The organism is Paracoccus sp. (in: a-proteobacteria) (genome assembly GCF_030604785.1).
Classification (GTDB): domain Bacteria; phylum Pseudomonadota; class Alphaproteobacteria; order Rhodobacterales; family Rhodobacteraceae; genus Paracoccus.
In genome coordinates this window covers 1-25,960 of record NZ_JAUVVF010000025.1, presented here as the reverse complement: position 1 = coordinate 25,960, position 25,960 = coordinate 1, and the positions used below count along the sequence as shown (strand labels likewise).

The 25,960-nt window shown below is 68.8% G+C and carries 22 protein-coding genes and 1 tRNA gene; 7 read left to right on the top strand and 16 right to left on the bottom strand.

Annotated elements, in window-relative coordinates; genetic code table 11:
- Positions 1–128: 128 nt before the first annotated feature.
- The 4 genes from QAR72_RS09625 to QAR72_RS09610 are packed head-to-tail and all read right to left on the bottom strand — an operon-like array spanning position 129 to position 4,531.
- Entirely contained in the window at positions 129–947 is an 819-nt protein-coding gene (locus tag QAR72_RS09625) for a hypothetical protein (RefSeq protein ID WP_304617156.1), read from the bottom strand.
- Positions 944–2,518 (bottom strand): acyl-CoA synthetase, encoded by a 1,575-nt coding sequence (locus QAR72_RS09620; protein ID WP_304617155.1) that lies wholly within the window; start codon positions 2,516–2,518, stop codon positions 944–946. Before QAR72_RS09620 ends, QAR72_RS09625 begins: the two co-directional genes overlap by 4 nt.
- Positions 2,515–3,684, bottom strand: a complete 1,170-nt coding sequence (locus QAR72_RS09615) for an acetyl-CoA acetyltransferase (RefSeq protein ID WP_304617154.1) — start codon at positions 3,682–3,684, stop codon at positions 2,515–2,517. The genes QAR72_RS09620 and QAR72_RS09615 overlap by 4 nt, the downstream gene beginning before the upstream one ends.
- 25 nt (positions 3,685–3,709) lie before the next feature.
- Complete coding sequence (locus QAR72_RS09610) at positions 3,710–4,531, bottom strand: IclR family transcriptional regulator (protein ID WP_304617153.1); 822 nt, start codon at positions 4,529–4,531, stop codon at positions 3,710–3,712.
- Between the two features lie 135 nt (positions 4,532–4,666).
- On the opposite strand from QAR72_RS09610, the gene QAR72_RS09605 reads away from it, so the two are divergent.
- The 4 genes from QAR72_RS09605 to QAR72_RS09590 all read left to right on the top strand — a co-directional run bounded on the left by QAR72_RS09605 (position 4,667) and on the right by QAR72_RS09590 (position 8,393).
- Positions 4,667–5,674 carry a DctP family TRAP transporter solute-binding subunit gene (locus QAR72_RS09605; protein ID WP_304617152.1) on the top strand — a complete coding sequence of 336 codons (1,008 nt, stop codon included), beginning with the start codon at positions 4,667–4,669 and terminating at the stop codon, positions 5,672–5,674.
- A 152-nt stretch (positions 5,675–5,826) separates the two neighbouring features.
- Positions 5,827–6,303, top strand: coding sequence for a TRAP transporter small permease (locus tag QAR72_RS09600; protein WP_304617151.1), 477 nt, complete (start codon positions 5,827–5,829; stop codon positions 6,301–6,303).
- Positions 6,296–7,621, top strand: coding sequence for a TRAP transporter large permease (locus tag QAR72_RS09595; RefSeq protein WP_304617150.1), 1,326 nt, complete (start codon positions 6,296–6,298; stop codon positions 7,619–7,621). The genes QAR72_RS09600 and QAR72_RS09595 overlap by 8 nt, the downstream gene beginning before the upstream one ends.
- Positions 7,622–7,637: 16 nt before the next feature.
- Entirely contained in the window at positions 7,638–8,393 is a 756-nt protein-coding gene (locus QAR72_RS09590; protein ID WP_304617149.1) for an SDR family NAD(P)-dependent oxidoreductase, read from the top strand.
- Between the two features lie 178 nt (positions 8,394–8,571).
- Here QAR72_RS09590 and QAR72_RS09585 read toward each other — a convergent pair whose 3' ends face one another.
- The 4 genes from QAR72_RS09585 to QAR72_RS09570 form a co-directional block, all read right to left on the bottom strand.
- Complete coding sequence (locus tag QAR72_RS09585) at positions 8,572–9,747, bottom strand: DUF1501 domain-containing protein (protein ID WP_304617148.1); 1,176 nt, start codon at positions 9,745–9,747, stop codon at positions 8,572–8,574.
- A gap of 4 nt (positions 9,748–9,751) precedes the next feature.
- A complete protein-coding gene (locus QAR72_RS09580) occupies positions 9,752–11,122 on the bottom strand; it encodes a DUF1800 domain-containing protein (RefSeq protein ID WP_304617147.1) in 1,371 nt (456 codons plus the stop codon).
- A gap of 61 nt (positions 11,123–11,183) precedes the next feature.
- Positions 11,184–12,095 (bottom strand): LysR family transcriptional regulator, encoded by a 912-nt coding sequence (locus QAR72_RS09575; RefSeq protein ID WP_304617146.1) that lies wholly within the window; start codon positions 12,093–12,095, stop codon positions 11,184–11,186.
- Positions 12,096–12,216: 121 nt separating this feature from the next.
- Positions 12,217–12,483, bottom strand: coding sequence for a hypothetical protein (locus QAR72_RS09570; RefSeq protein ID WP_304617145.1), 267 nt, complete (start codon positions 12,481–12,483; stop codon positions 12,217–12,219).
- A 204-nt stretch (positions 12,484–12,687) separates the two neighbouring features.
- Here QAR72_RS09570 and QAR72_RS09565 point away from each other — a divergent pair, with 204 nt between their 5' ends.
- Both QAR72_RS09565 and QAR72_RS09560 read left to right on the top strand, forming a co-directional pair.
- Positions 12,688–13,809, top strand: coding sequence for an alpha/beta hydrolase (locus QAR72_RS09565; RefSeq protein ID WP_304617144.1), 1,122 nt, complete (start codon positions 12,688–12,690; stop codon positions 13,807–13,809).
- Between the two features lie 112 nt (positions 13,810–13,921).
- Complete coding sequence (locus tag QAR72_RS09560; protein ID WP_304617143.1) at positions 13,922–14,953, top strand: MBL fold metallo-hydrolase; 1,032 nt, start codon at positions 13,922–13,924, stop codon at positions 14,951–14,953.
- 41 nt (positions 14,954–14,994) lie between these two features.
- On the opposite strand, the gene QAR72_RS09555 is transcribed toward QAR72_RS09560, so the two are convergent.
- From QAR72_RS09555 to QAR72_RS09525, 7 genes are all read right to left on the bottom strand, one after another.
- On the bottom strand, positions 14,995–16,992 hold the full coding sequence (locus tag QAR72_RS09555; RefSeq protein WP_304617142.1) for a TonB-dependent receptor plug domain-containing protein: 1,998 nt from the start codon (positions 16,990–16,992) through the stop codon (positions 14,995–14,997).
- A gap of 159 nt (positions 16,993–17,151) precedes the next feature.
- On the bottom strand, positions 17,152–17,913 hold the full coding sequence (locus QAR72_RS09550) for an ABC transporter permease (protein ID WP_304617141.1): 762 nt from the start codon (positions 17,911–17,913) through the stop codon (positions 17,152–17,154).
- On the bottom strand, positions 17,910–18,698 hold the full coding sequence (locus QAR72_RS09545) for an ABC transporter ATP-binding protein (protein ID WP_304617140.1): 789 nt from the start codon (positions 18,696–18,698) through the stop codon (positions 17,910–17,912). Before QAR72_RS09545 ends, QAR72_RS09550 begins: the two co-directional genes overlap by 4 nt.
- A 6-nt stretch (positions 18,699–18,704) precedes the next feature.
- Complete coding sequence (locus tag QAR72_RS09540) at positions 18,705–19,709, bottom strand: ABC transporter substrate-binding protein (RefSeq protein ID WP_304617139.1); 1,005 nt, start codon at positions 19,707–19,709, stop codon at positions 18,705–18,707.
- Positions 19,710–19,819: 110 nt separating this feature from the next.
- Positions 19,820–21,589, bottom strand: coding sequence for an acetate/propionate family kinase (locus QAR72_RS09535; RefSeq protein ID WP_304617138.1), 1,770 nt, complete (start codon positions 21,587–21,589; stop codon positions 19,820–19,822).
- Positions 21,586–24,216: a cation-translocating P-type ATPase gene (locus QAR72_RS09530; protein WP_304617137.1), complete on the bottom strand. Its 2,631-nt coding sequence runs from the start codon at positions 24,214–24,216 to the stop codon at positions 21,586–21,588. The genes QAR72_RS09535 and QAR72_RS09530 overlap by 4 nt, the downstream gene beginning before the upstream one ends.
- Positions 24,217–24,225: 9 nt before the next feature.
- A complete protein-coding gene (locus QAR72_RS09525; RefSeq protein ID WP_331497651.1) occupies positions 24,226–24,990 on the bottom strand; it encodes an SDR family NAD(P)-dependent oxidoreductase in 765 nt (254 codons plus the stop codon).
- 236 nt (positions 24,991–25,226) lie between these two features.
- Between QAR72_RS09525 and QAR72_RS09520 the strand changes: the two genes are divergently transcribed.
- Positions 25,227–25,316 (top strand) — tRNA-Ser (locus QAR72_RS09520).
- A gap of 130 nt (positions 25,317–25,446) precedes the next feature.
- Here the strand turns inward: QAR72_RS09520 and QAR72_RS09515 are convergent.
- Positions 25,447–25,960: hypothetical protein (locus QAR72_RS09515; RefSeq protein ID WP_304617136.1), on the bottom strand; the 514-nt coding region annotated here is incomplete at its 5' end.

Genomic DNA, 25,960 nt, shown 5'->3' with positions numbered 1-25,960 from the left:
CTCCTCCGCCCTGCTGCGCGCCATCCGCAACAGGTTAGCGCGCGGGGCAGGCCGGCTCTTGGCGGATCACGCCAAAGGATTGGCGGATTGCGCCCGGCCCTGCCCGCGGCGGCCGGAGAGCGCCGTCATCACCCCGGCAGCACCAGCAGCTCGGCCGTGACGCAGACCGCGTTGCGCCCGGCGCTCAGGCGGCCCCGGCGCAGGGCGCCGTCCATGCCCGTCGCCACGATGTCCAGACGCACCGCCCCTGCCGCGACCGCGCCGCTGTCGATCACGAATTCCGCGGCGTCGCCATCGACCGGCGGCCCGTCCTCGAACCGGCCGCCGACAAGGCTGCCCAGCCCCTCGATGCGGGCCGGGCCAAGGTCAAGCCCTGCCAGAGCCGTCACCAGATCCTCGTTCGGCCTGACCCGGCAAAGGGCCGCGTTCGGCGCGGACAGGTCCAGCGCCACGGGCGCGAAAAGCGCAAAGCCCGTTTCGGGATCATCGCGCCGTTCCAGCAGCGCGCCCGCGATCCCCCAGCCCGACACGACCGCATCGGCGGCAAGGATGCTGTCCTCGCCCTGAAGATGCCCGATGCCCGTCTGGCCGTCCCCGCCTGTCCAGAGGCCATGGCAATGGCCGAAGGGCGCGGTCCCGTCGCGGCCCAGATGGATGCCGCCCAGAGTGATGCGCCCGGCCTTCATCCGGTGCGGCGCGCTGAACCAGGCCACGCGGCCATCGCCCGGCGCGGGGGCCGGGACGACCCAGACCAGAGGCGCAAGCGCGACGCCCTCCAGCCGCAGATAACCGGCGGCGAAACCCGCCTCGGCCAGGGCTTGGGCCACAGCCCGGTTCAGCGGCAGGCCCGCCCGCAGGCGCAGGCGCAGGGCTTCGACCCGGCAGGGCACGGTCTCGATCCGGGGTCCGGCGACCGGCCCGGGATGGGTCAGGCGCCGCAGGGTCATGCGGCGGGCCACTCGCCCCGGGCGATCAGTTCCTCGCGCACCATCTTGCGGGTGATCTTGCCATAGGCCGATTTCGGCAGCGCCTCCCACAGCACGACCCGGCGCGGCAGCTTGTAGCGGGCGATCCGGCCCTCCAGCCAGGCCAGCACCGCCTGCGGGTCCGGCTGCGCGCCCTTGCGCGGCACGCAGACGGCCAGCCCGGTTTCGCCCCAGACCGGATCGGGCGCGCCCAGCACCAGAACCTCGGCCAGGTCGGGATGGGTCAGCAGCTTCTCCTCGATCTCGCGCGGATAGATGTTCGAGCCGCCCGAAATATACATGTCCGAGGCCCGGCCGGTCAGATACAGGAACCCCTCGGCATCCAGATGCCCCAGATCGCCCGTCAGGAACCAGCCGTTGCGAAAGGACTTGCCGTTCGCGTCCGGGTTGTCGTGATAGCCCGCAAAGACCGCCGGACCGATCACCGCGATCTCGCCGGTTTCGCCCGGCGGCAATTCGCGCCCTTCGGCATCCTGGATCTGGACCTGCATCCCGGTGCGGGCAAAGCCGCAGGTGCCGATCCGCATGGCGGCATCGTCCGCCGAATGCAGCGCGGGCGGCAGGACCGTGATGTTGCCCGTCACCTCGCCCAGACCGAAATACTGGACCAGCACCGGTCCCAGCTTGTCCAGCGCGCGGACCTGATCGGCCCGATACATCGGCGCGCCCGCATAGATGACGTGGCGCAGGCTGGCATGGTCGAAGCGGTCCACCGCCTGATGCTCGACCAGCAGCTTCACGATGGTTGGCACGGTGAACATGTTGGTGACGCGATGCGCCTCGACCAGCGCCCAGATCTCGGCCGGATCGAAGCGCTCGCCCGCCGGCAGGATCGTCGGCACGCCGCGCGCGACCTGCGCCAGCTGGTGGATGCCCGCCCCGTGCGAGAGCGGCGCCACCACCAGCGAGGCATCGTCCTCGGTCGTGCCGGGCATCAGGTCGCAAAGATGGTTCGTGACGACAAAGGCCATCTGCCCATGCGTCAGCACCGCCGCCTTGGGGCGCCCCGTCGTGCCCGAGGTGAAGAAGAACCAGCAGGGATCATCGCGCCCGACCTCGGCCTCGGGGGGCATGGCGCCCGCGTGGCGGGCGATCAGCGTGTCGTAATCGGTGCCGAAGCTGCTGGCGCCGATCGAGATGATCCCCTCGACCGTTCCGGCGCAGGATGCGGCGTGGTCCGCGAACTCGGCCCCGCAGAGCAGCAGCCTCGCCCCCGACGAGGCCGCCAGATAGGCCAGATCATCCGGCGCGCCGCGAAAGTTCGCGGGCACCCAGACCGCCCCGACCCGCCAGCAGGCGAACATCGCCTCGAACATCTCGAGGCAGTTGGCGGACTGCACCAGCAGCCGGTCACCCTTGCACAGCCCGTAATCCGCGACCAGCGCCTGTGCGAAGGCCCCGGCGCGGGCCTGCATCCCGGCCCAGGAGGTCCGCGCCTCGCCCCGGATGAAGCCGGGGCGGTCCGGGAACCTGCGCGCGTTCTGCGTCAGGAAATGGCAGAGGTTCATCACCCGCGTCGAGACAGGCATCATCGCGCCCGCTCCAGGATCGAGACGTAGTTGGCGACCGCAGCCCCGCCCATGTTGAACACCCCCGCCATCGTGGCGCCGGGCAGCTGCATCTCGCCCGCCTCGCCGGCCAGCTGCATCGCGGCCATGACATGCATCGAAACCCCCGTTGCGCCGATGGGATGACCCTTGGACTTGAGGCCCCCCGACAGGTTCACCGGCAGCCGCCCGCCCCGCGCGGTTACCCCCTCGCGGATGACGCGATGGCCCTGCCCCGGCTCGGCCAGGCCCATCGCCTCGTATTCCAGCATCTCGGCGATGGTGAAGCAGTCATGGCTTTCCACCAGCGACAGGTCGTCCAGCGTCACGCCCCCCGCCTCCAGCGCCTGCCGCCAGGCAAGGCGCGCGCCGCGGAACTCCAGCACGTCGCGGCGCGACAGGGCCATGATGTCGCTGGCCTGCGCGCGGGCGCGAAAGGCGATGGCCCGCCGCATCCCCATCGCCGTCTCGGCATCCGCCAGCACCAGCGCCGCCGCCCCGTCCGAGATCAGCGAACAGTCCGACCGCCTGAGCGGCCCCGCCACGCGCGGGTTCTTCTCGCTGATCGTGTTGCAGAAGGCGGTGCCCAGATCCTTGCGCATATGGGCATAGGGGTTGGCCATCCCGTTGGCGTGGTTCTTGGAGGCGATCATCGCCAGCGCCTCGGACTGATCGCCGTGGCGCTGGAAATAGCTGCCTGCGATCTGCCCGAACAGGCCCGCGAAACCCGCCTCGACCCCGGCTTCCTCGCGGCGGTAGCTTGCGCCCAGCAGGATGTCGCCCACCTCGGCGGTGGGCATCGCCGTCATCTTCTCGGCGCCCACGACAAGCGCGATCCGCCCCCGCCCCGAGGCGATGAAATCCATCGCCCCGAACAGCGCGGCCGAGCCCGTGGCGCAGGCATTCTCGTAGCGGGTCGCGGGGGTATGGGCGAAGGCCTCGTCGCCCATCGCAACCAGCGCCGCCTGGAAATCCTGCCGCGAAAAGCCGTTGTTGAAGACGCCGACGAAGATGCCGTCGACATCGCCCGCGCCGATCCCGGCATGGTCCAGCGCCGGGCCGATGGCGGCGGCCATCAGCGCCTCGGTGTCCTCGTGGTCGGATTTGCCAAAGACGGTATGCCCCCAGCCCACGATCATCGGATTTGGCATCGGATTTGGCATCGGGCCTCCCATCTCATCCTCCTTGTCGCGGCGCGGCCTGCGCCAGCTTGCGTTCGATGCGCGCGGCCTCGGCGCGCAGACGTTCCAGCAATTCGGGGCGCCTGTCCTCGCGCATGCGGCTGGCGACGGCGGCCAGCGACAATGCGCCCGCCAGCCGGCCGTCCGGATGACGCAGCGCGACCCCCATGCCCCAGGAATCCTCGAAGACCAGGCCGGGATTGAGCGCGTAGCCCCGCGCCGCCGTCTCGGCCACCAGCGCGGGCAGATGCGGTGCGTAGCGGGGGAAGGACCGCGCCAGCACGGCCTCGTTCGCGGCCATCACATCGGCGCGCTCGCGTTCGGGCAGGGCGGCCAGCATCGCCAGAGAGCCCGCCCCCACCCCAAGCGGATGCGACTGGCCGGGCACCAGCGCATGGGTGCGGATCGGAAAGGCGCCGTCCTCGCGCAGAAGGCACAGCGAGGATGCGCCGCGGCGCACCGACAGCAGCGCCGCATCGCCCACATCCCGCGCCAGCCGCATGACGCTTTCCCCGGCCAGCCGCGCCAGACCGGGCCGCTGCGCGGCGACATGGCCCAGCACCTGGGCCTGATCGCCCAGATGGTAAAGGCGGCTTTGATCGTCCTGCGCGACCATGCCGGCGCGCATCAGCGCCAGCACAAGCCGCCGGACCGTCGCCTTGTTCAACCCGCTGGACGTGACCAGCCCGGACAGCGAGATCCCCTCGGCACTATGCCGCGCGATCGTCAGCAGCAGCATCAGGGCGCGGTCCACGCTTTGCGTGCCGCTTGGGCCGTCATGGTCCATATCGTGGACCTGTTGTCGCTCGGCACACATGATCCCGCCCCTCCCGGACCGAAGATGATGAGAAGAGCGGCGAAATGGCAAGAATATTCTTGCAATGGGGTCGCGGATGAAACCATCATGTGGACCAATGCTGCAGAGGGGCGGCAGATCTGGGAGGATCCAAGGATGAGCTTCATGAAACTTGGCCGCTTCGCGCTGGCCACGGCGCTGGCGACCACGATCGGTCTGGCCGCGGCTGCGGCCGAAACGCTGCGCCTGTCGCACAATACCGGCGACGGCACGACCTGGCACAAGGGCGCCGAGAAATTCGGCGAGCTTCTGGCCGAACGTTCGGGCGGCGCGATGCAGGTGCGGGTCTTTCCGAACGCCCAGCTGGCGGGGGGCGACCAGATGCGTCAGGCCGACATGGTCGGGCGCGGCGCGCTTGACCTTGTGGTGACATCGGCCATCAACGTGACGCCCCTCGTCCCCGAGATGGCGGTCTTCTCGCTGCCCTATCTCTATGCGAATTACGATCAGGTCGATGCGACCACCGCCGAGGGCGGGCCTGCGGGGCGACTGGCCGAGATCCTCGAGGAAAAGGGCATCATGGTCCTGGCCTGGGGCGAGAACGGCTTTCGCGAAGTCACGAACAACGTGCGCCCGATCACCTCGCCCGAGGACATGCGCGGGCTGAACATGCGCGTCGCCGGTCCGATGTATATCGACGTGATGAACGCGCTCGGCGCGAATCCGCAGCAGATGCAGTGGACCGAGACCATGACCGCGCTGCAGCAGGGCGTTGTGGACGGGCAGGAAAACCCGATCGGCGCGGTGATCATCCCGCAGCAGGTCTTCGAGGTGCAGAAATACCTGACCACCTGGCATTATTCCTACGACCCGATCTTCCTGGGCATCTCCAAGGCGAAATGGGACAGCTACGACGCCGAGACGCAGCAGATGCTGCGCGAGACGGCGGCCGAGGCCATGGACTATCAGCGCCAGATCACGCGCGAGGGCACCGCGACCGGCATCGACTTCCTGCGCGAGCGCGGGATGGAGGTTCATGAGCCCACCGAAGAGGAACTGGCCGCCTTCCGTGCCGCGACCCAGCCTGCCTTCGATCAATGGGCGGAACGGGTCGGCAGCGATCTGGTGCAGTCCTTCCAGGATGCCATCGCCTCGGTGAACTGACGCGAAGCCCACCCAGTCCTTGCGGAATGCGGCGCGCCCCGGCCTGCCGCGTTCCGCAAGGCCAGACGACAGGGCGCGGGGCCGCGCCTTGCGACATCCACCCCGGGCGGCGCGGCCAAGGCCCGCGACCGCCTGTCAGATGCGAGGCCGCGATGCTTGCCTTCCTCATGCGCGAGGCTGAAAAGCTGGTCTGCGCGGTCCTGTTCCTCGGCATGACGCTGCTGGGCTTCGTCAATGTCGTGGTCCGCTACGGCACCAGCTATTCCTTCGCCTCGAGCGAGGAATTGCTGACCAACGGCTTTCTTCTGCTGACGGTGTTCGGCGCGGCCATCGCGGCCCGGCAGGGCCAGCATCTGGCCGTGACGGCGGTGATCGACCTTCTGCCGCGCGGATTGCGGCTGGCGGTCGTCGCCCTGTCGGTGCTGCTGTCGGTGGCGCTGCTGCTGGGGTCGGCCTGGCTGGCCTGGCAGTCGCTGGCGACGCTCTATGCCAACGGCTTGCGATCCTATGCGCTTGGCATCCCGGCCTGGTATTATCAGGCGGCGGTGCCCTTTGCCTTCATCCTGATCGCGCTGCGCTTCGTCCAGCACGCCATCACCGAATTCCGGGCGGCGGCATCCCATGATTGACCTGGTCTCCGCGCCCGGCCCCGGCACGCAGATGGTGCTGCTGTTCTTCCTGCTGCTGGCGCTGCGGGTGCCGGTCGCCTTTGCGCTCGGCCTGTCGTCGCTTTACGCGATGTGGCGGATCGGGTTCGGCCTTGATCTGGCGGGCGACCTGATCACGGCAGGCGTGGCGCGCTATTCGCTGCTGGCGATCCCGTTCTTCATCCTGGCGGGGGCGCTGATGGGCAGCACCGGCATCGCCGAGCGGATGATCCGCTTCTTCCGCGTCCTTGTCGGCGGACTGCCCGGCGGGATGGGCGTCGTCGGCACGGTGGTCTGCCTGTTCTGGGGTGCGGTCAGCGGGTCCGGCCCGGCCTCGGTCGCGGCCATCGGCCCGATGATCATCAAGGGGATGGAGGAGGACGGCTATTCCCGCGCCCATGCGGCCGGTCTGGTCTGCGCGGGGGCGGCGCTGTCGATCGTCATCCCGCCCTCGATCGGTCTGGTGCTCTACGGCGTCATCGCCGAGGTCTCGATCTCGCAGCTTTTCATCGCCGCGATCCTGCCCGGACTGTTCATGGGGCTGACCATGATCGCCGTCCTGCCCTTCATCGCGCCGGGGGGCCATCACCGCGCCCTGGCCGCGCTGAGCCCCGAACCCTATGCCGGACGCCCCTATGGCGCGCGGCTCTGGCACAGCTTCAAGGACAGTTTCTGGGGGCTGATGACGCCCGTGGTGATCCTTGGCGGCATCTATTCCGGCATCTTCACGCCGACCGAGGCGGCCCTGGTCGCCACGGTCTACGCCCTGCTGGTCGGCGGCCTCGTCTATCGCAGCCTGACTCTGCGCAGCCTCTACGAAACGCTGGCCGATGCCGCATCCTCGTCGGCCACGGTCATGCTGGTCGTGGCCTATGCCGCGCTCTTCGGCTGGGTCATCACGGTCGAGGATCTGGTCGGCACCTATTCCAGCGGCCTGCTGGGCATCAGCGACAATCCGTGGGTCATCCTGCTGGTCATCATGCTGATCCTGCTGATCGCGGGCATGTTCATGGATGCGATCACGGTCATGTTCATCACCCTGCCCATCGTCCTGCCGGTGATGCGGACGCTTGGCTGGGACCCTGTCTGGTTCGGCGTCCTCGTGATGGTGAACCTTGCCATCGGGCTGATCACGCCTCCGGTCGGGATCAACCTCTATGTCGCGGCGAATGTGGCGCGCATCTCGATCGAGCGTGTGGCACGGGGGGCGCTGCCCTTCCTGCTTGCGACGCTGGTCGGGCTGGGCATCATCGCAGCCTTCCCCTCCATGTCGCTGCTGCTGGTCCAGTGGCTGCGCTGAGCGAAAGACCCCGACCATGACCACGAAAACCGCCATCGTCACCGGCGCCGCGCGCGGCATCGGCCTTGCCACCACCCGGCTGCTGCTGTCGCAGGGCTGGCAGGTCGCCATGATCGACCTGGATGCCGAGGCGCTGGAGGAAGCGGCCTTGCCGCTGCAGGGCGTGCTGGCCGTCCCCTGCGACATCTCGGACGAGGCGCAGATCGCCGCCATGACCGCCCGCGTCGCGGCATGGGCGGGCCGCATCGACGGGCTGGTGAACAATGCCGGCGTGGCCGATTTCCGCCCGCTGGAACAGACGGACCTTGCCACATGGCGCCGGATCATGGCGACCAATCTCGACGGCGTGTTCCTGACCTCGCAGGCCGTTATCCCGCATCTGAAGCAGACGCGCGGCGCGATCGTCAACATCGCCTCGATCTCGGGGCTGCGCGCCTCGACGCTGCGCGTGGCCTATGGCACGTCCAAGGCCGCCGTGATCCACCTGACGCGCCAGCAGGCGGTGGAACTGGGCGAGCACGGCATCCGCGCCAATTGCGTCGCCCCCGGCCCGGTCGACACCAAGCTGGCGCTGGCCGTCCACAGCCCCGCGATCCGCGCCGCCTATCACGACGCCATCGCGCTGAACCGCTACGGCACCGAGGCCGAGATCGCCGAAGCCATCACCTTTCTGCTGTCGGACCGTGCCTCCTACATCACCGGGCAGGTTCTGGCCGCCGATGGCGGGTTCGAGGCCGCAGGCGTCGGCCTGCCCGCGCTGAGGCAGGGCTGACGGTCTTGAGGCTCGGGCACGTCGCACATCAGGGCTGAACAGGGAAGGCCGTTTCGGCCGGGCGGCTCTGCTTCCGTCATTAGCTTGCGCGGCTTGGTCGGTTAATGGCTATTAATTTGGCGCCTAGCCTCGTTTTCGAGGCAGTCACAAGTTGCGGTAACCAAGGCAAAGGGGCAGGTCAGGCCAGCAGCTTCGGGTCGGGACCCATGTCGAGGCCGGGGAAGATCGCCCCTTCCAAGGTGGTTTTGGGGATGCCGAACTTCGCATGCATGGCCCAGGCCGCATAGGCGCGGATGTCGCGCATGGGCATCAGATCGCGCCCGTCATAGAGATCCCCCTGCCCCAGTCCGGGCCACTCGCCCAGAGCGCGGCCGCCGCGCACGGCGCCGCCTGCGACCAGCATCGCGCCTCCGGTGCCGTGATCGGTCCCGGCCGAGCCGTTTTCATGGGCGGTGCGTCCGAATTCGGTCATGGCGAGGATGGTGGTGCGGTCCCAGTTCGGGCCGAGATCGTCGCGCAGGGTCAGGATCGTCTCGGAGAGGCGCCCGAGGGCGCGGCGCATCGATCCGGCCTGTCCCGCATGCGTGTCCCAGCCCGCCAGCGAGAAGCTGGCGATGCGGGTCTGGCCGTTCAGCCGGTTGGCCGCGAAACGGGCGAGTTCCAGATGCTCGTCGACCGGATCGCCGCCGCGCAGCTCGTCCGGAAGGCCCGCAACGATGCGGAGCGCCTGTGCGCTGGCCTCGCGGAAGACCGGGTCGTCGTGGTGGATGCGTTCCAGCAGCAACTGCCCCTGAGGGCTGAGATCCATATTGGCGCGCGGCGTCCAGCTGGCCGTGGGGGCCGGGCCCTGAAGGATGCGCATCTGTGACAGGCCGACCGAATAGGCGGTCTCGGAATCCTGTCCCGGTATGGCCTGGAGCAGCCGGTTCAGCCAGCCGTCGCGGCGGGACTGTGCCTCGACATCGGTGCCGGTTCCGGCCTCGAGCATGTCCTGCCCGTCGAAATGACTGCGCTTGTCGCGGTATGGGGTCGAGACGGCCGGCGCGAAGCCCATCTGCCCGGCCCGCCACAGCGGCAGCAGATCGGCGAGACCCGGATGCAGCGCGAAGAAGCCGTCGAGATCGGTCGCGCCATGATCGGGGCCAAGCGACAGCGTGCGGCGCAGCCCCGGCAGGTTGCGGTCGCCATAGGGCTGGAAGGCGTCCAGCCCGTCCATTGCGCCGCGCAGGATGATGACGACGAGGCGGTTCTCGCCCGGGGCGGCGGCGAAGGTGGCCGTGGACAGAAGCGGATGCGCCGCAACCGAGCATCCCATCAGCAGGCCGGTCTTGAGGAACAGGCGGCGGGTCGGCATCGGATCACCTCCGGTTGAAATCGGTCGAGGCCAGGACCAGCGCGATCCCCTCGCGCTGGCTTTCGGCGCGGGGAATCGCCCAGGCCAGCACCTCGGACAGGGTGTCGCCAAGCGCTGTGTGCATGAAGTCGCGCGCATCGGGCAGCGGATCGACCAGCCGCGCCGGCTGCTTCAGAGCCCAGGTGATCCGCATGGCAAGCCCCTGCGGGCTGGCCCAGGCCTGCGCCTCTTCGGGCCAGCCGTCGGGGCCGGGCGGTCTGGCGAAGGGCTGGCCCATCACCTGAAGCGGTTGCAGCAGGATCGTGGCCCTGTCCCGGGGCGGCAAAGCGCGCAGCGTCGCCCCATCGACGCCCAGGCTGCGAAGGCTGCCGACGAGGAACTCGAAAGGTTGCCGCATCTTGGCGCGGAAATGTGTTTCCAGTTCGGGCGCCTCGGCCAGCGCCAGGTTCATCGCGGCAAGATCGCCGCCGCTATCGGCGAAGGTGGTGGCCAGACGATCGACCAGCGCGGGCGGCGGATCGTCGGCGACGAAATGCACGGCCAGCTTGCGTGCCAGATGGCGGGCCGTGGCAGGATGCGCGGCCAGATCCTCGATCACGGCGCGGATGTCGCCGATCTGGGGGCGTTCGCCGCCATAGCTGTTGCCCAGCACCGTCTCGGCCCCCGGCTCGGCGCGGGCAGGTCGGAACACGCCGGGCTGGCGCGGATCATAGGTCAGACCGGTCAGCAGCCGCGCCAGTTCCTCGATGTCGGACTGGCTGTAATCCGCGCCGACACCAAGGCTGTGCAGTTCGAGCATTTCGCGCGCAAGGTTCTCGTTCAGGCCCATCGGCTTGTCCGGGGCCCGCATCGCGGCAACGGAATTGGGGCCGACCGAACGGGCCTGATCCAGATAGCGCAGCATCGCAGGGTGGGTCTCGGCGGCGAACATCATGTCGACGAAGCGGCCCGTGACATGGGGACGGATCGCGTCGTTGACGAAGGCCGCCGCCATCAGGTTGTCATAGAGCGCACCGCCCCCCACGGTGAAGTGGTTGGCCCAGAACCAGACCAGCCGTTCGCCAAAGCCCGAGGGATCGTCCACCGCGCGGGCGAAGCGGTCGGCCAGCGCAGCCTCGAACATGCCGCGCATGCGCTGGCGGTGCTGGCGGTCGGGCTTACGGGTGGCGTCGTCGCCCTGTCCCTGTCGGGCCTCGCGCGACAGGATCCGGCCCTCCTGGTGCCATTCGCGGACCTGATCCTGCGACAAAGCCGCGGGATCGGGCGCCGCCAGCGCGGCCGAGGCGGCCATCGCGGCCGGATCGCCGGGCCCTGCCCCGCGCGGGGACAGGCCGAAGCCCAGGCGGATGGCGGCAAGCTGTGCGTAATCCGGCATGGTCAATTCTCGCAATCATGCTGCGCGCGCAGCATGCCACAGGGCGGGCCACGCTGTCAGGTCACGCTTTCGGCAAGTCGGGCGGGGCATCGGCATCAAGTCGCAGATCGCCGATGAAATCCAGAAAGGCGGCCAGTGCCGCGCTGACATTCTTGCGGCTGGAATAGAGCACGTTCACCGGCACGCGCGGAAATTCGTAATCCGGCATGACGGGCAGCAGCAGGCCCTGGCGCAGATCATCCTCGACATGGAATCGCGGCGTCAGGGCGACCCCCTGCCCGTTCAGCGCCATCAGGCGCAGCAATTCGGTGTTGTTGCTGGAAAAGATCGGGTTGATCTTGTGATAGGACACCTCGCCGTTGATGCTGAGCGGCCAGGTATTGCTGCCGCGCAGGTTCGAATAATGCAGGCAGGCGTGGTCGCGCAATTCGGCGGGATGGGCGGGCGCGCCGTGCTCGCGGATATAGGCGGGCGAGGCGACCATCAGCGTCGGCACGTCATGCAGGCGCCGGGCGTGAAGCGCGCTGTCATCCAAGGGGCCGATCCGGATGATCGCGTCGAAGCCGTCGCGGACAAGGTCGGAGCGGCTGTCATCCAGCACCGTTTCCAGCCGGATCTCGGGGAATTCGCGCATGAAACGCAGCAGGTGCGGCTGGAACACGTTCAGCATGTACTGGACCGGCGCGCTCAGCTTCAGGGGCCCCGAGGGGCGCTGAGTCGAGGCGCGCACGCCCTCGGCGGCGGCGTCGAGGCGCGCCAGGATGTCCGCGATCTCGGCATAGAAGGCAGTTCCGGCGGCATTGGGCTTGACCGCCCGGGTCGTCCGCATCAGCAGGCGCGCGCCCAGATCTGCCTCGAGATCCGAGATGAGCTTGCTGCACATCGCCTTGGACAAGCGCAGGCGGCGCGCGGCGGCGGTGAAGCTGCCTTCTTCGACGATTGCCACAAAGGCGCGCAGGGCCTTGATATCCAACGGGAACTCCGATCACGCGGCACGGGTTCGGGCCGCTGGCGCGAGAATACATCAAAAGACCGCCGGCCTTTCAAGGCGCGGCGGTCTCGAAGCGGGCCGGGACCCGGCGGGCTTGGGGTGGTTATTCGCCCTTGCCCTGATCCCAGGTGCCGGTGCCGTTGCCGGCCAGCGTCACCTGGATCAGCGCATCGGCCTTAAGGCCCGCACGGCGCAGTTCCTTGGCGGTAAGCACGCTGTCGGCACGCACTTCGACCAGCTTGGCCGGGGCGCTGGTGCTGATCGTGGCCGGTTCGGGGCGTTCGTTCCGCGCGAAATCGGCCGAGGGGCTGGCCGCATGGGCCGCACCGGCGATGGACAGGGCGCCAAGGGCGAGAGCGAGGGTCTTCATGATATCTTTCCTTTCATGTCGTTAAGCCGTCATCGGCTTGTGTGAGGCTGAGATAGGCCGCCCTGCCCGCCGCCATTAGGCCCGAAGCGTCGACATCTTTGTTCGCCAAACACGAACAATGCGGCCACCAGGCGGCGCGGAAAGGTCGACCCGCGCGCGCGACGGGCGTCTTGCGCGGCGGCGGGCTTTGCGTATCGTCGCGCCATGTTTTTCCTGACCCCTGCCCGCCTGACTGCGCCCAAAGCGCCGCGGCGCCTGCCGCGCGCCGCATTGCTGGCTGCCGCGATGGTCTTGTCGGCCTGTGCGCCGCGCGCCGAATGGTCGCTGATGAATCCTTCAGCGCCGGGGGCCGATTCGGGCGGTGCGCAGTTCGAGGTGCTGGCCGTCACGACGCGAGCAAGGCTTGCGCCGGACGCGAACATCTTCACCGCGGCGCGCAGCGCGGTGCCGGGCCATGCGCTGTTCGCCATCGCTGCCGCGCCGGGCCGCGCCTCCGGCCAGATCATGCCGCCAGCCCTTGTGGTCGAACGGCAGGCCATCCTGACTTCGCGCGCGGCGCTGCTGGACCGGTTGGCCGCGCGGCCCGACATGACCGATGTCGGGCTGTTCGTGCATGGCTACAACATGAACTTTCCCGAAAGCCTGCTGCGGACCGCGCAGCTTGCGGCGGATGATGTGCTGCCCGGCGCGCCGGTCCTGTTCGCCTGGCCCTCCGAGGCGCGGATGCAGGGCTATCTGCACGACCGCGATTCGGTCACGGCGTCGCGCGATGCGCTGGCCGATCTGCTGACCGATCTGGCGCGCGACCGGCGGCTTGGACGGATCGATGTGCTGGCGCATTCCATGGGCGCATGGCTGACGGTCGAGGCGCTGCGGCAATTGCGTCTGGCGGGGCGGACGGATGTGCTGGGGCAATTGTCGGTGACACTGGCGGCACCGGACATCGATGTCGATGTCTTCGCGGCCCAGATGGCCGTGATCGGGCCGATGCGCCAGCCGATGAAGATCTTGGTCGCGCCGGATGACCGGGCGCTGATCCTGTCCTCGCGCATCAGTGGCGAGAGGGTGCGTCTGGGGATGATGGATGTGGCCGACCCGCGCGTCGGGCGGATCGCGGCTGCCTACAACATCGCCGTCATCGACATTTCCGAGATGCAGGCGACCGATGGGTTGCGCCATGATCGCTATGCCGGACTGGGCTCCGCCGCGTCGCCGCGAACGCAAGTGAACGACCTGCGCCGCGCGGGTGCCTATGTCGTCACGGCGGTCGGCGGCCTGGTCGCGGCGCCTTTCGACGTGCTGGAAGGCGCGCTGTCACCGGACTGAAGGCCCGGCTCGCGGCTTCGTGAAGGCGCGGGCGCACCGAAAGGGCGCGCCGCCCCGTTTCTGGCGCAGGGCCCTTGGCCCGCAGCCTCGACCATCAGCAAGGAGCGAAGCCATGTCCATCACCGACGACAAGAGCAGACCGACCTATCCCGCGCGGCGGCGCGTGCTGGTCTCGGGTGCGCTTGGGGCGGCGGGTCTGTTGACCCTGCCCGTGATCCTGCCCCCGCAGGCCCAGGCCAGCCAGACCGAGGCCATGCCCGCCGATGACGGCCCGCTGGCACCCGGCTGGAGGCGCTTTCGCTTCGGAGAGGCGGTCGTAACCGTCATCGCGGACGGCGTCCGGCCCGGCCCGGGCCCCCATCCCACCTTTGGCAGCGATCAGGAGGCCGAGGCCGTCGGCGACCTGATGGAGGCCAACGACCTGCCGCGTGAGCGCACGGCCAGCTTCTTCAACGTGGTCGTGGTCCAAACGGGCGGCAGCACGGTGCTGATCGACACGGGTTTCGGCGCGGGCGGGCGCGAGAACGGCATGGGCCGTCTGACCGCGCGGCTGCGTGCGGCCGGGATCGCGCCCGATCAGATCGATCTCGTTGCGCTGACCCATTGCCACGGAGACCATATCGGCGGCCTGATGGAGGACGGCGCCCCCGCCTTTGCCAATGCGCGCCTTGCCGTGGGCGAGGCCGAGCTGGCCTTCTGGACCTCGGACGAGGCCCGGGCCGGAGAGCGTGCGGGCAATGCGCAGGCCGTTGCCGACCTGGTCCTGCCCTTCGACGACAGCCCGACCCTGCTGGCCGATGGCGACGAGGTCGTGCCGGGCATCACCGCCCGCGCGGCCTTTGGCCATACGCCCGGCCAGTTGGCCTACGAGGTCGCGGGCGGCGCGCGGAACCTGCTGATCGCGGGGGATGTGTTCCACCATCCGGTGATCTCGTTCCAGCGGCCCGACTGGCGGGTGCAGTTCGACATGGATCACGAGGCCGCCGCCGCCACCCGCAGCGCGCTGGCCCTGCGTGCCGCCGATGAGGGGATGGCGGTGATGGCCTATCACCTGCCCTTTCCGGGGCTGGGCTACGTGATCCGCGACGGCGAGACCTTCCGCTATCTGCCGGAAAGCGTCCAGAACCTGACCGACACGCTGTAAGGCAGCCCGGCCCGGCCCTGCAGAGGGCCGGGCCTTTGCGGTCAGAACCGCATCGAGGCCGTCAGGCTGATCGTGCGGCCCGGCTCGAACAGCGGCGAGATGCTGTCGAAATCCGCGCCATAGGTCGCGCGGTCGGAATAGCGCTTGTCCAGCAGATTCGCGACCTCGGCCCGGATCGTCACGTCGGGCTGTTGCGGCGGCACATATTCGACGAACAGGTCCACGACGCCGTAGCCGGGCAGCGGCAATTCGCCCTCGGCCCCGGTATGCGTGTAGCGCTGCGCGGCCTGCACGCTGCCGCCGAAGGTGAAGGCGCTGCCTGCCGGATTGTGCTGAACCTCCAGCGCAAGGACCCCGCCAAGCGGGGTGCCGTAATCCTGCGCGGTGAAGCTGCTCGCCGTGGCGCCGTTCACCCGGACGCGGCTCTTGGAATAGCTGGCGCGCAGGAAGCCCTGCTGCCAGTCATAGGTCGCGCCGAGATTGAAGCCCCGGCTGTCGAAATCGAAGTTCTGCGCCACGCCGCGCACGACGTTGCGGGCATCGTCGACCTCGGTCGCGAACAACTCGCCATCCACCCGCAGCGCGCCCGCATCGTAATCGAAACCGAGCGTCGCGTTGCGCGACCGTGCCGCGCGCAGGCCGGCATAGCTGCTGAACGTGTCAAAGATGAAATTGTCTTCCAGCACAATGCCACCGAAGACGGTCGAGACCCCGGCCCGCAGACGCAGCGTGTCGGTCGCCTGCCATGCGACAGCGGCGTTCCCGCTGGCGCCCGACACGTCCAGCGCGGTCCCGTCCACGCCGGTGAAGTCCTGCCAGTCCTGCCGCAGCCCGAACGAGGTCGAGATCGTCTCGGTCGGTTCCAGCCGCGCCTGGGCGTAGATGCCGGTATTCCTGGCCGTCTCGGTCAGGCCGGGCGTCGCCTCGTCGGAATAGGTGCTGCTGCGGGAATAGCGGTCGATCCCCACCGTGACCGTATCGCGGTCACTGAGGTGAAAGCGGTTCTCGATCTTGCCGTTGCGGTTCTGCGACCGGCCGAGGCTGCGGTCAATCCCCGCGAAATCGGGCTGATCGACGCCGATCGTCACACGCGAGCGGCCGATGGACAGGGTCGGGTCCCAGATCCCCTCGGCCTGGGTGTTGCGATAGGTCAGCGCGACCGTGTCGCGGGTCGTGTCATAGCGGCGCAGCGGCGTATAGGGGCGCCCGCCGACGACATCGCCGATATTGGCGCGCGAGCGGCGCAGCGTGTCGTCACGCATCCTCTGGCCGGACAGCTCGACCCGGTGGCCCTGATCGGATTCGTAGGCCAGCTTGCCAAGCGAGGAGTGCAGATCCGCCGCCGTCCCCGCCAGGACCGACCCGCCGCCGACCTTGTAATCGTCACCCGTCGCGGATTTCAGATAGCCCAGCCATTCAAGGCCCTGATGCTGGCCCGCCAGCGTCAGCGACCGGCTGAAGGTGCGCCCGTTACCGGCATAGGACAGCCGCGCATTTCCGCCGATGGCCGCCCCGTCGCGCAGGATGTCGGATGCCCCCACGGTTTCCATGACCACGGCCCCCGCCAGCGCGTTCGGCCCGGCATCGGCGGCGGCGATCCCGGCATCGACGCGGACGAATTTCATCAGCCCCGGATCGAAGGCATTGGCCGAGACGTGGTGAAAGATCCGGTTGTTCTGCGAGACGCCGTCAACCGTCACGGCCAGGTTCAGCATATCCACGCCGTTGACAAAGATCTTCTGCGCCACCGGGATCGCGCCCCCGACCGAGACCGAGGCGATCCCCTGGAACAGGTCGCGCAGATTGCCCATCCGCGCCCGGTCCAGTTCGGCATCTGCGACGTATTTGCTGGTGGCGCGGTCGGCTGCGTTCCCGTCGATGTCGCGGGCGCGCATGATGATCGGGTCCAGAAGGATCGGCTGCGTCGCGTCCTGGGCAAGGACGTCGCCCGCGATCAGGCCGCCAAGGGCCGCGCCGCACAGGATCTGCGTCAGCAGCGCGCCCTGACGGGCGCGGAATGATTTTCTGAGGATGCGCATGGAGACCTCTGTCGTGCGCTGCCGGTGGATGACGTTGGCTGGACAAGGGTCGTGGCTGAGCGGGGCTCTAGCACCCCTCCCGAAGTCGTGCAACGCTCTTTGCGTGCTGTGCAGGTTGGGAACGCGCGGCGACGGGGGGCGTGGCCCCCGTCGGGCGGTTCAGCCCGGCGCGCGGTCGGCCCAGCCCGCGAAGATGCGTTCCAGCGCGACCACGATGTAGTAGAGAACGATCCCAAGGAACGCCAAGGCGATCAGCACGGCGAACATCAGCGGATAATCCGAATTGGTCCGCCCGCTGTCGAACAGCGCACCAAGGCCCCGGCCATGAGGCGAGACGATCTCCATCAGGTTGGTGCCGATGAAGGCCAGCGTGACGGCGACTTTCAGTGCGCCGAAGAATTCGGGCAAGGTCTTGGGCAGCGCGATCTTCCAGAAGATCGTCAGCTTCGACGCGCCGAGCGAGCGCAGGATGTCGCGATATTCCGGCTCGAGCGTCGAAAGGCCGATCGACACCGAGACGGCGATCGGAAAGAAGCTGATCAGAAAGGCGATCAGCACCGTGTTGAAATCGTGCTGGCCCACGAACATCAGCGCGATGATCGGCACGACCGTCGCCTTGGGGATGGCGTTGAAGCCCACCAGCAGCGGATAGAGCGCGTCGCGCATGGTGCGGGAAAAGCCCATCACGACGCCGAGCGCGGTGCCGAAGATCACCGCGAGGATCAGCCCCGCCACGGTGCGCCACAGCGTCTGCCAGCCCATCTCCAGGAACAGCCAGCGAAAGCGCCAATAGGCCTGCGGCAGATCCGATGGCGCCGCCATCTTGTAGCGCGGCCAGCCGTTGATCCAGACCAGCGCCTCCCAGAAGGCCAGGAACAGCGCGATGGCGACCAGCGGGACGGCGATCTTGCGGATGTTCATGCATGGACCTCGGCGCGGCCCTGCGCGATCTGGATCTGGTGGCGCAGCACGTTCAGCCGCTCTGCCGCGTCGGGTGTGTAGAGGTCGTCCAGAACGCGGCCTGTCCCGCCCGGCACCTGCATCCGGTATTGCGCCGTCGCCGGGCGACCCGACAGCACGACGACCTCGTCGGCCAGAAAGATCGATTCCCGCAGATCATGGGTGATCAGCAAGGTCGTGAAGGGCTCTTCGCGGCGCAGGGCGTGCATGGTCTGCCACAGATCCTCGCGGGTGAAGGCGTCCAGCGCGCCGAAGGGTTCATCCAGGATCAGCACCTCGGGCTTGTGGACGATGGCCCGGCAGAGCGAGGCGCGCTGCCGCATCCCGCCCGACAGTTCCGACGGACGCTTGGACTCGAACCCTTCCAGCCCGACAAGGGCCAGCAATTCGCGCGCCCGCGCCTCGCGGTCGCGGCGCGGCATGCGCGGCGCCACGATCTCGAGCGGCAGGATCACGTTGTCGAGGATGCTGCGCCATTCCAGCAGGACCGGGTTCTGGAAGGCCATGCCGACCGTGTTGCGCGGCCCCCGGACAGGTTCGCCATGCAGGAAGACCTGCCCCTGATCAGGCTTCATCAGCCCCGCGATCAGCCGCGTCAGCGTGGACTTGCCGCAACCCGACGGCCCCACGACCGCGCAGAACGCGCCCGTGGGGATGGCCAGCGACAGATCGTTCAGGACCGGAAGCGGGCCATGCGGGGTCCGGTAGGCATGGGTGACATGCCTGATCTCGACCGTGTTTTCCATGCGCGCTTATTGCATCGACAGGCTGCCATCCTGCGGCAGCCAGGCATCGCTGAAGTAAAGCGCGGTGTCGGGTTCGTTCTGGAATTCGTAGGTCAGCTTGATCTGCTCGACCGCGTTGGCCAGACGGTCCGGGTCGATATTGCCCATGCCGTTTTTCATGACCCAGTCGGTCATCACGTTGGTTTCCATCGCCAGCGTCAGACGCTCCAGCTCCAGCGCGGCATCCATGCCGGGATTGCGGCTGGCCAGCGCCTGGATGGCGGCTTCGGGATCGGCGGCGGTGGCCTTCCAGCCGCCGGCAACCGCGCGCAGGAAGCCCGTCACGGCCTCGGGGTTGGCTTCGGCGAAATCCGTGTTGACGATTACCGCATTGCCATAGAGGTCCACGCCGTGATCGGCCATCAGGATGACCGAGATGTCCTCGGAATCAACGCCAAGCCGCTTGGTGTTCAGATACGAGGTGAAGGAGAAGCCGGTGACCGCCGCCACCTTGCCCTCGGCCAGCATCGGCTCGCGGGTGGGGAAGCCCACGGGTTCGATGGTGATCTGGTCCATGTCCAGATCGTTCTCGGCGGCGAAGATGGGGAATTGCGCCCAGGCACCGTCAGGGGGCGGCGCGCCCAGAACCTTGCCCATCAGGTCGGCGGGCGCCTCGACGCCGAGCGATTTGCGCCCGATCACGGCAAAGGCGGGCTTGTCATAGACCATCATCGCCGCGATGACCGGCGCGCCGGGGTTCTGGTCAAGGAACCGGATCAGGCTGTTCAGATCCGCGAAACCCACCGGAAAGGCGCCCGTTGCCACCTTCGGGATCGCGTCGAGCGACCCCTCGCCGGCAGTCACCTCGACCGACAGCCCCTCTGCCGCGAAGAGGCCTTGGTCGATGGCCACGAAATAGGGCGCGGACGGGCCCTCGAACCGCCAGTCCAAGGCAAAGGGCATCGACGTCTCGGCTAGGGCGGCCCCTGCGGGCAGCAGCATCGCGGCAAGGATCAGCGGGCGGTGGAACATGGCGGCAACCTTCCTGTTGGACGTTTTGCCGTTACCGTGGGCAGACCTGGCGGTAGCGTCAAGCGGAACGCCGCCCATTAGCCGCGCCGGGCCGACCGATTGCCTGAAAATCAGGCAACGGGCCGGGCATGGACGTCCTGCACCAGCGCCCCCTCGGCCCCGCCTGCGATGCCTGCGGCGTTCGCCTCGTCCGTGTCGATATGCATCTCGGTCACGACCTGGGGCGAGACGCGGACCAGCGTCCGGCCAAAGACCAAGCCGCGCGATCCGCCGCCCTGAACCTCGACATCCACCATGTCGCCATCGGCCAGTCCCATCGCGGCAGCGTCGGCGGGGTTCGTGTGGATATGGCGCGCGGCGACGATCAGACCGTCGCTGTCCAGCACCCCGGCAGGCCCGATCAGCCGCACCCTGGGCGTGCCGTCCAGCTGCCCGCTGTCGCGGACCGGCGCGTCGAGGCCAAGCGCAAAACTGTCGGTGCGAGACACCTCGATCTGGACGCGCGGGCGCAGGGGGCCGAGGATCGCGACACGCTCAAGCCGGCCCTTGGGCCCTTCCAGCGCGATGCGTTCGGCGGCGACCCAGTTGCCGGGCTGGCGCAGGGGCGCGGCCTCGGTCAGGCGGTAGCCGGGACCGAACAGCGCCGCGACGGCATCGGCGGTCAGGTGGACATGGCGACCCGAGACCGCCACCGGAATGGCGCGCGGCAACGGGCGCGGACGGGCCAGCAGTTCGCGCAGTTCGCGCGCGATCATCAGCTGCTCGGCGGTTTCGGTCACGATCACGGCGACGCGGCTGCCCTGCGCCTGGATCTGCGGCGCCTTCAGGTCCGTCAGGTCGGGCGCGCGGTTCAGGTCGTCGTCCAGCATCAGGCCCAGAAAGCCCATCCCGTCGCAGATCCGCCGCCGCATCGAGGCCGAGTTCTCGCCGATCCCGCCGGTAAAGACGACCGCATCCAGCCCGCCCATCGCCGCCGCATAGGCGCCGATATACTTGCGCGCGCGATAGGCATAGAGGTTGATCGCCAATTGGGCATCCGCATCGCCCGAGGCCGCGCGATCCTCGACATCGCGCATGTCGGAACTGCCCGCCAGCGCCTTGAGCCCGCTTTCGGCGTAAAGCGCGGCTTCGATGGCGGAGATGTCCAGCCCAAGCTGGCGGTGCAGGAAGCCGAAGGCGCCAGGGTCCACATCGCCCGACCGCGTGCCCATGACCAGCCCCTCCAGCGGGGTCATCCCCATCGAACTGTCCATGCTGGCCCCGAACTGCACGGCGCAGGCGCTGGCGCCATTGCCCAGATGCACGCTGACGATGCGCAGATCGGTCAGGGGGCGGCCAAGCGCCTCGGCCGCGCGATGGGCCACGTATTTGTGCGAGGTGCCGTGAAAGCCGTAGCGCCGCAACCCCGCCGCGCGCCACGCGGCAGGCACGGCATAGGTCGTCGCGCGGGCCGGGTTCGTCAGGTGGAAGCTGGTATCGAAGACCGCCACCTGCGGCAGGTCGGGCCAGAGGCTGCGGGCCAGGTGCATCGCCTGAAGCATGGCCGGGTTGTGCAGGGGCGCCAGCGGCGTCTGAGCCTCGATCGCGGCGATCACGGTCTCGTCGATCAGGGCGGGGCCGGTGAAATCCGGGCCGCCATGGGCAAAGCGGTGCCCGACCGCGTCGATGGCCGCGTGGCCGCGTTCGGCGAGCACGCCCGGCACGGCGGCGATGGCGGCGGCCAGATCGCCGTGGGGCGCCCGGCCCCTGTGGCCGTCGATGGCGACATCGCAGCCGCCCTCGCGGAAGCGGTCGAAGCTGCCCTTGAGGATCTGGCGGTCCCCGTCGAACAGGCCGAATTTCAGGCTGGAACTGCCTGCATTGAAGACCAGAACCCTCATGCGATCCCCTCGGGTTTGCGCTTCCACCATGCGGCGGCGCGCTTGTCGAATTCCAGCACCGCCAGCAGCAGCACCCCCACCGCCGCGCAGGCGGCCAACTGCCCCGGCCCAAGCGGCGCCGTCGCGAACAGCGCCTGCAGGGGCGGTGCATAGGTCAGCAAGGCCTGCAAGCCCACGACCACGGCCAGCGCGATCAGCACCGCCGGCGTGCCGCGGACCCCCTCGACGGTGGCCGACAGGCCGTGGCGGTAGCGGACCGAGAACAGGTAGAACACTTCCATCGCGACCAGCGTGTTCAGCGCCATGGTCCGCGCCGTGTCGAGATCGGCGCCCATCGCCTGGGCTGCGGCGAACTGGCCGAAGATGCCCATCGAGAACAGGACCGAGACCAGCATCACCCGCCACAGGATGAAGCGCGACAGGATCGGCGCGTTCGCGGGGCGCGGTGGGCGCGCCATGACCCCGCGCTCGGGCGGCTCGAAGGCCAGGGCCATGGCCAGCGCGACCGAACTGAGCATGTTCACCCACAGGATCTGCAGGGGCGTGATGGGCAGCATCAGCCCGAACAGGATCGCGATGATCAGGCTCATGCTTTCGCCGCCATTCACCGGCAGCAGGAAGGCGATCACCTTCTTGAGGTTGTCATGGACCGTCCGCCCCTGCCGCACCGCTTCGGCGATCGAGGCGAAATTGTCGTCGGCAAGCACCAGATCCGAGGCTTCGCGCGCGGCCTGCGAGCCCTTCTGCCCCATCGCGATGCCCGCATCGGCGCGCTTCAGCGCGGGCGCGTCGTTCACCCCGTCGCCGGTCATCGCCACCACGGCACCGGGCGCCTGAAGCGCCGTAACCAGCCGCAGCTTGTGTTCGGGGCTGGTGCGGGCGAAGATGTCGGTCGCTTGTGCGGCGCCGATCAGCACGTCGTCGTCCAGCGCATCGATCTGCGCCCCGGTCAGCACGCGGTCGCAGCGGCGCAGGCCGATCTGGCGGCCGATGGCGGCGGCGGTCCCGGCATGATCGCCCGTGATCATCTTGACCGCGATGCCGGCCCGGTGGCAATCGGCGACGGCGCGGATCGCCTCGGGGCGGGGCGGGTCGATCAGGCCGACCAGACCGACCAGAACCAGCCCCCCGGCCAGATCGTCATGCGACAGCCCCGACCCCGCATGCGGCTTCTGCGCCAAGGCCAGCACCCGCATCCCGTCCGAGGCGATGGCATCCGCCCGGCTTTTCCATTCCGCCGCATCAAATGCGCCGGTCGCGCCCAACACGCTGTCGCAGCGGTCCAGAATGGCCTCGGGGGCGCCCTTCGCCAGCACCATCCCGTCATGCAGCACCGCCATGTAGCGATAGCGCGCGTCAAAGGGGATGGCCGCGTCAGGCACGGGCCGGTCACGCCATGGCGCGCCCAGCTTGCCCGCCAGCGCCAGCAGCGCGCCCTCCATCGGGTCGCCCTCGACCCGCCAGCCGCCTTCGTCGCGCAGTTCCGCCGTGTTGCAGAGCGCCGCGATCCGGCCAAGGGCGGGCTCGGCCGGGCCGTTCACCGCACCCTCGGGCGCATAGCCCTGCCCTTCGATCCCTGCCTCGCCGGCGCTGGTGACGATGCGGGTCACGACCATCTCGTTGCGGGTCAGCGTGCCGGTCTTGTCCGAGCAGATGACCGAGATCGCGCCAAGCGTTTCGATCGAGGGAAGCCGGCGGATGATCGCGTTTCGCGCCGCCATCCGCTGAACGCCGATGGCCAACGTGACGGTCAGGACGGCGGGCAGGCCCTCGGGGATGGCGGCGACGATCAGGCCGACCACGACCATGAAGCTGTCGGCAAAGGCCATGCTGCGCCCCAGTACGGTGAAGGCCAGCACCCCGGCCGCCACCGCCAGCACGAAGCCCGTCAGGACACGGGCAAAACGGTGCATCTGCGCGATCAGAGGCGTGGTCAGGACCTCGACCGCCTGCATCATGCCGCTGATGCGCCCGATCTCGGTCTCGGCGCCGGTCGCGGTGACGATGCCGGTTGCCGTGCCCTCGACCACCATCGTGCCGCTGAAGGCCATCGACCGGCGGTCGCCAAGCGCCGCATCAGGGGCGGCGGGCGCGGTGTCCTTGCGGACGGGCAACGACTCCCCCGTCAGCATGGCCTCTTCGACGGTCAGGCCCGCGACCTCGATCAGGCGCAGATCGGCGGGAACGCGGTCGCCCGCCTCGATCAGGACGATGTCGCCCGGCACCAGCGCCGCCGCGTCGATCCCCTGCCGCACTCCGTCCCGCAGGACCGAGGCGCGGGGCGCCAGCATGTCGCGCAAGGCCTCCAGCGCCTGTTCGGCCCGGCCCTCCTGCACGAAGCCGATGACGGCATTGACCAGCACCACCGCCAGGATGACGCCCGTGTCGATCCAGTGGCCAAGCAGCGCCGTGATCGCCGCCGCGACGATCAGGACGACGATCAGCAGGTTGTTGAACTGCCGCGCCAGCCGCATGACGACCGAAGGACGCGGCGGCTCCGGCAGGCGGTTCGGCCCGTGCCGCGCCACTCGTTCGGCGGCCTCGGCGCTGCTCAGCCCGCCGCGCCCGCTGTCAAGGGCGCGCAGGACATCGGGCGCGGTTTGCGCCCATGGCTTGTGCTGGTCCATCGCGATCCCCTACGGCGCGGTGTAGCCGCCATCGACCAGATGATAGCTGCCGGTGATGAAACTTGCGCGACCCGACAGCAGGAACAGCGTCAGCGCCGAGACCTCGGCCGGCGTGCCGATCCGCCCCATCGGATGCAGCGCGGCCAGCCCCTGCATCATCTCGGGCGACAGGTTGGCCGACAGAAGCGGCGTGTCGATGAAGGCCGGCCCGACCGCGTTCACCCGGACGCCCTGCGCCGCATATTCCATCGCCGCCGTCCGCGTCAGCCCCAGCAGCGCATGCTTGGCCGCGACATAGGGCGCCGCATTGGCAAAACCGACCGAGCCCAGGATCGAGGACATGTTGACGATCGAGCCACCCCCCGCGCGCAGCATGGCCGGGATCTGCCAGCGCATGCCGTAGAAGACGCCGTTCAGGTTGACATCGATGACCCGCCGCCAGTCATCGGCGGGATACTCGCCGGTGGGCAGACTCCGCCCCCCGATCCCGGCATTGTTCACCGCCATGTGCAGCCCGCCCCATTGCGCCTCGGCGCAGGCAACGGCCTCTTTCAGGGCCGCCTCGTCGGTGACATCGGCGGCAAAGCTGCGCGCCGTGCCCCCCGCCTCGGCGATCTCGGCGGTGACGTGGTCGCAGGCCGCGCCATCCAGGTCGCTGACCAGGACTGAGGCCCCCGAAGCCCCCAGTTCCAGCGCGATGTCGCGCCCGATCCCCGAGGCCGCCCCTGTCACAAGCGCGATCCTGCCGTTGAAATCAAATCGGATATCGGTCATGGCACGTCTCCTGCTGTCATCATCCGCAGTATCCGGGTCGCCGCCACGCAGGACCGGCGCCGTCTGTCGCGCCGGACGGGCTGCGTGCCGATCTGCACGGCTCGGGCGTCCCGTCCCGCCGATCCTTGCACCCGTCTGAGGACGGCGCAAGCCAAACCGGACGGTTTGCGATCTGGTGTGAACAGGCCGCCAGAAAGCACTTGTTCGCCTCCGGCAATCTCCCTATACGGGTCGGCGGAGACGTGGCCGAGTGGTCGAAGGCACACCCCTGCTAAGGGTGCAGGCCCGAAAGGGTCTCGAGGGTTCGAATCCCTTCGTCTCCGCCACTTCCCTTTTCCAAGTTGTTGAAATTGCGGTATTTCCTGGTCTCGACCGGCTGCGGGGTAGCGACCGGGGTAGCATTGCGTCTTTTTGAGCGCCTGATCCCTCGCCACTCCAGACAGGTATTTGGACCAGCTAGTGAACGCCGGGGTCAGGATGATCGTCCTGATCGGCGTCTAGTTCCACCGTGATGCCCTCCTTTTTCAACCGTGACTGCACAACCTCTCTGAGCCGGTCCATCGACAGCAGGCGAGGCACGCCGCCCCGCGTCAGGAAGGCAGCCACGGTGATCTCGGGGTGTCTCGCCGACAGCGCCTTGATCCGCTCCAGGGTCCGGGCGCTCGGGGTCGCCAGCGCGCCGAGGCATTGTGGTGTCAGGACGACCACCACGTCCGTTTGCGTGGCCACAGCCGGACCGGAGCCCACGAAGTCCTTCCAGAGCGCAGCTGCCCGCTGGCGCAGAGAGGGGTCCTCGGCAAGGCAGACCGGCCTGCATCCCCGCAGCCTTGCGGCCATGTGAGAACGCAGCGCCTCCGCGGTTCCGGCGAGCGGCGTTGCGGGGCCGCCGGGGCGTGGCCTCGGCCAGGCCATCTCCTCCGGGCCGCTGATCCAGCGCTTCGCCTGTGCCAATGCCCGCGCAAAGCTCCGC

Excerpts from the sequence above, each read along its gene's own strand:
- QAR72_RS09625 (WP_304617156.1), bottom strand. The coding sequence starts at position 947 with ATGACCCTGCGGCGCCTGACCCATCCCGGGCCGGTCGCCGGACCCCGG.
- QAR72_RS09620 (WP_304617155.1), bottom strand. The coding sequence starts at position 2,518 with ATGATGCCTGTCTCGACGCGGGTGATGAACCTCTGCCATTTCCTGACG.
- QAR72_RS09615 (WP_304617154.1), bottom strand. The coding sequence starts at position 3,684 with ATGCCAAATCCGATGATCGTGGGCTGGGGGCATACCGTCTTTGGCAAA.
- QAR72_RS09610 (WP_304617153.1), bottom strand. The coding sequence starts at position 4,531 with ATGTGTGCCGAGCGACAACAGGTCCACGATATGGACCATGACGGCCCA.
- QAR72_RS09605 (WP_304617152.1), top strand. The coding sequence starts at position 4,667 with ATGAGCTTCATGAAACTTGGCCGCTTCGCGCTGGCCACGGCGCTGGCG.
- QAR72_RS09600 (WP_304617151.1), top strand. The coding sequence starts at position 5,827 with ATGCTTGCCTTCCTCATGCGCGAGGCTGAAAAGCTGGTCTGCGCGGTC.
- QAR72_RS09595 (WP_304617150.1), top strand. The coding sequence starts at position 6,296 with ATGATTGACCTGGTCTCCGCGCCCGGCCCCGGCACGCAGATGGTGCTG.
- QAR72_RS09590 (WP_304617149.1), top strand. The coding sequence starts at position 7,638 with ATGACCACGAAAACCGCCATCGTCACCGGCGCCGCGCGCGGCATCGGC.
- QAR72_RS09585 (WP_304617148.1), bottom strand. The coding sequence starts at position 9,747 with ATGCCGACCCGCCGCCTGTTCCTCAAGACCGGCCTGCTGATGGGATGC.
- QAR72_RS09580 (WP_304617147.1), bottom strand. The coding sequence starts at position 11,122 with ATGCCGGATTACGCACAGCTTGCCGCCATCCGCCTGGGCTTCGGCCTG.
- QAR72_RS09570 (WP_304617145.1), bottom strand. The coding sequence starts at position 12,483 with ATGAAGACCCTCGCTCTCGCCCTTGGCGCCCTGTCCATCGCCGGTGCG.
- QAR72_RS09565 (WP_304617144.1), top strand. The coding sequence starts at position 12,688 with ATGTTTTTCCTGACCCCTGCCCGCCTGACTGCGCCCAAAGCGCCGCGG.
- QAR72_RS09560 (WP_304617143.1), top strand. The coding sequence starts at position 13,922 with ATGTCCATCACCGACGACAAGAGCAGACCGACCTATCCCGCGCGGCGG.
- QAR72_RS09555 (WP_304617142.1), bottom strand. The coding sequence starts at position 16,992 with ATGCGCATCCTCAGAAAATCATTCCGCGCCCGTCAGGGCGCGCTGCTG.
- QAR72_RS09550 (WP_304617141.1), bottom strand. The coding sequence starts at position 17,913 with ATGAACATCCGCAAGATCGCCGTCCCGCTGGTCGCCATCGCGCTGTTC.
- QAR72_RS09545 (WP_304617140.1), bottom strand. The coding sequence starts at position 18,698 with ATGGAAAACACGGTCGAGATCAGGCATGTCACCCATGCCTACCGGACC.
- QAR72_RS09540 (WP_304617139.1), bottom strand. The coding sequence starts at position 19,709 with ATGTTCCACCGCCCGCTGATCCTTGCCGCGATGCTGCTGCCCGCAGGG.
- QAR72_RS09535 (WP_304617138.1), bottom strand. The coding sequence starts at position 21,589 with ATGAGGGTTCTGGTCTTCAATGCAGGCAGTTCCAGCCTGAAATTCGGC.
- QAR72_RS09530 (WP_304617137.1), bottom strand. The coding sequence starts at position 24,216 with ATGGACCAGCACAAGCCATGGGCGCAAACCGCGCCCGATGTCCTGCGC.
- QAR72_RS09525 (WP_331497651.1), bottom strand. The coding sequence starts at position 24,990 with ATGACCGATATCCGATTTGATTTCAACGGCAGGATCGCGCTTGTGACA.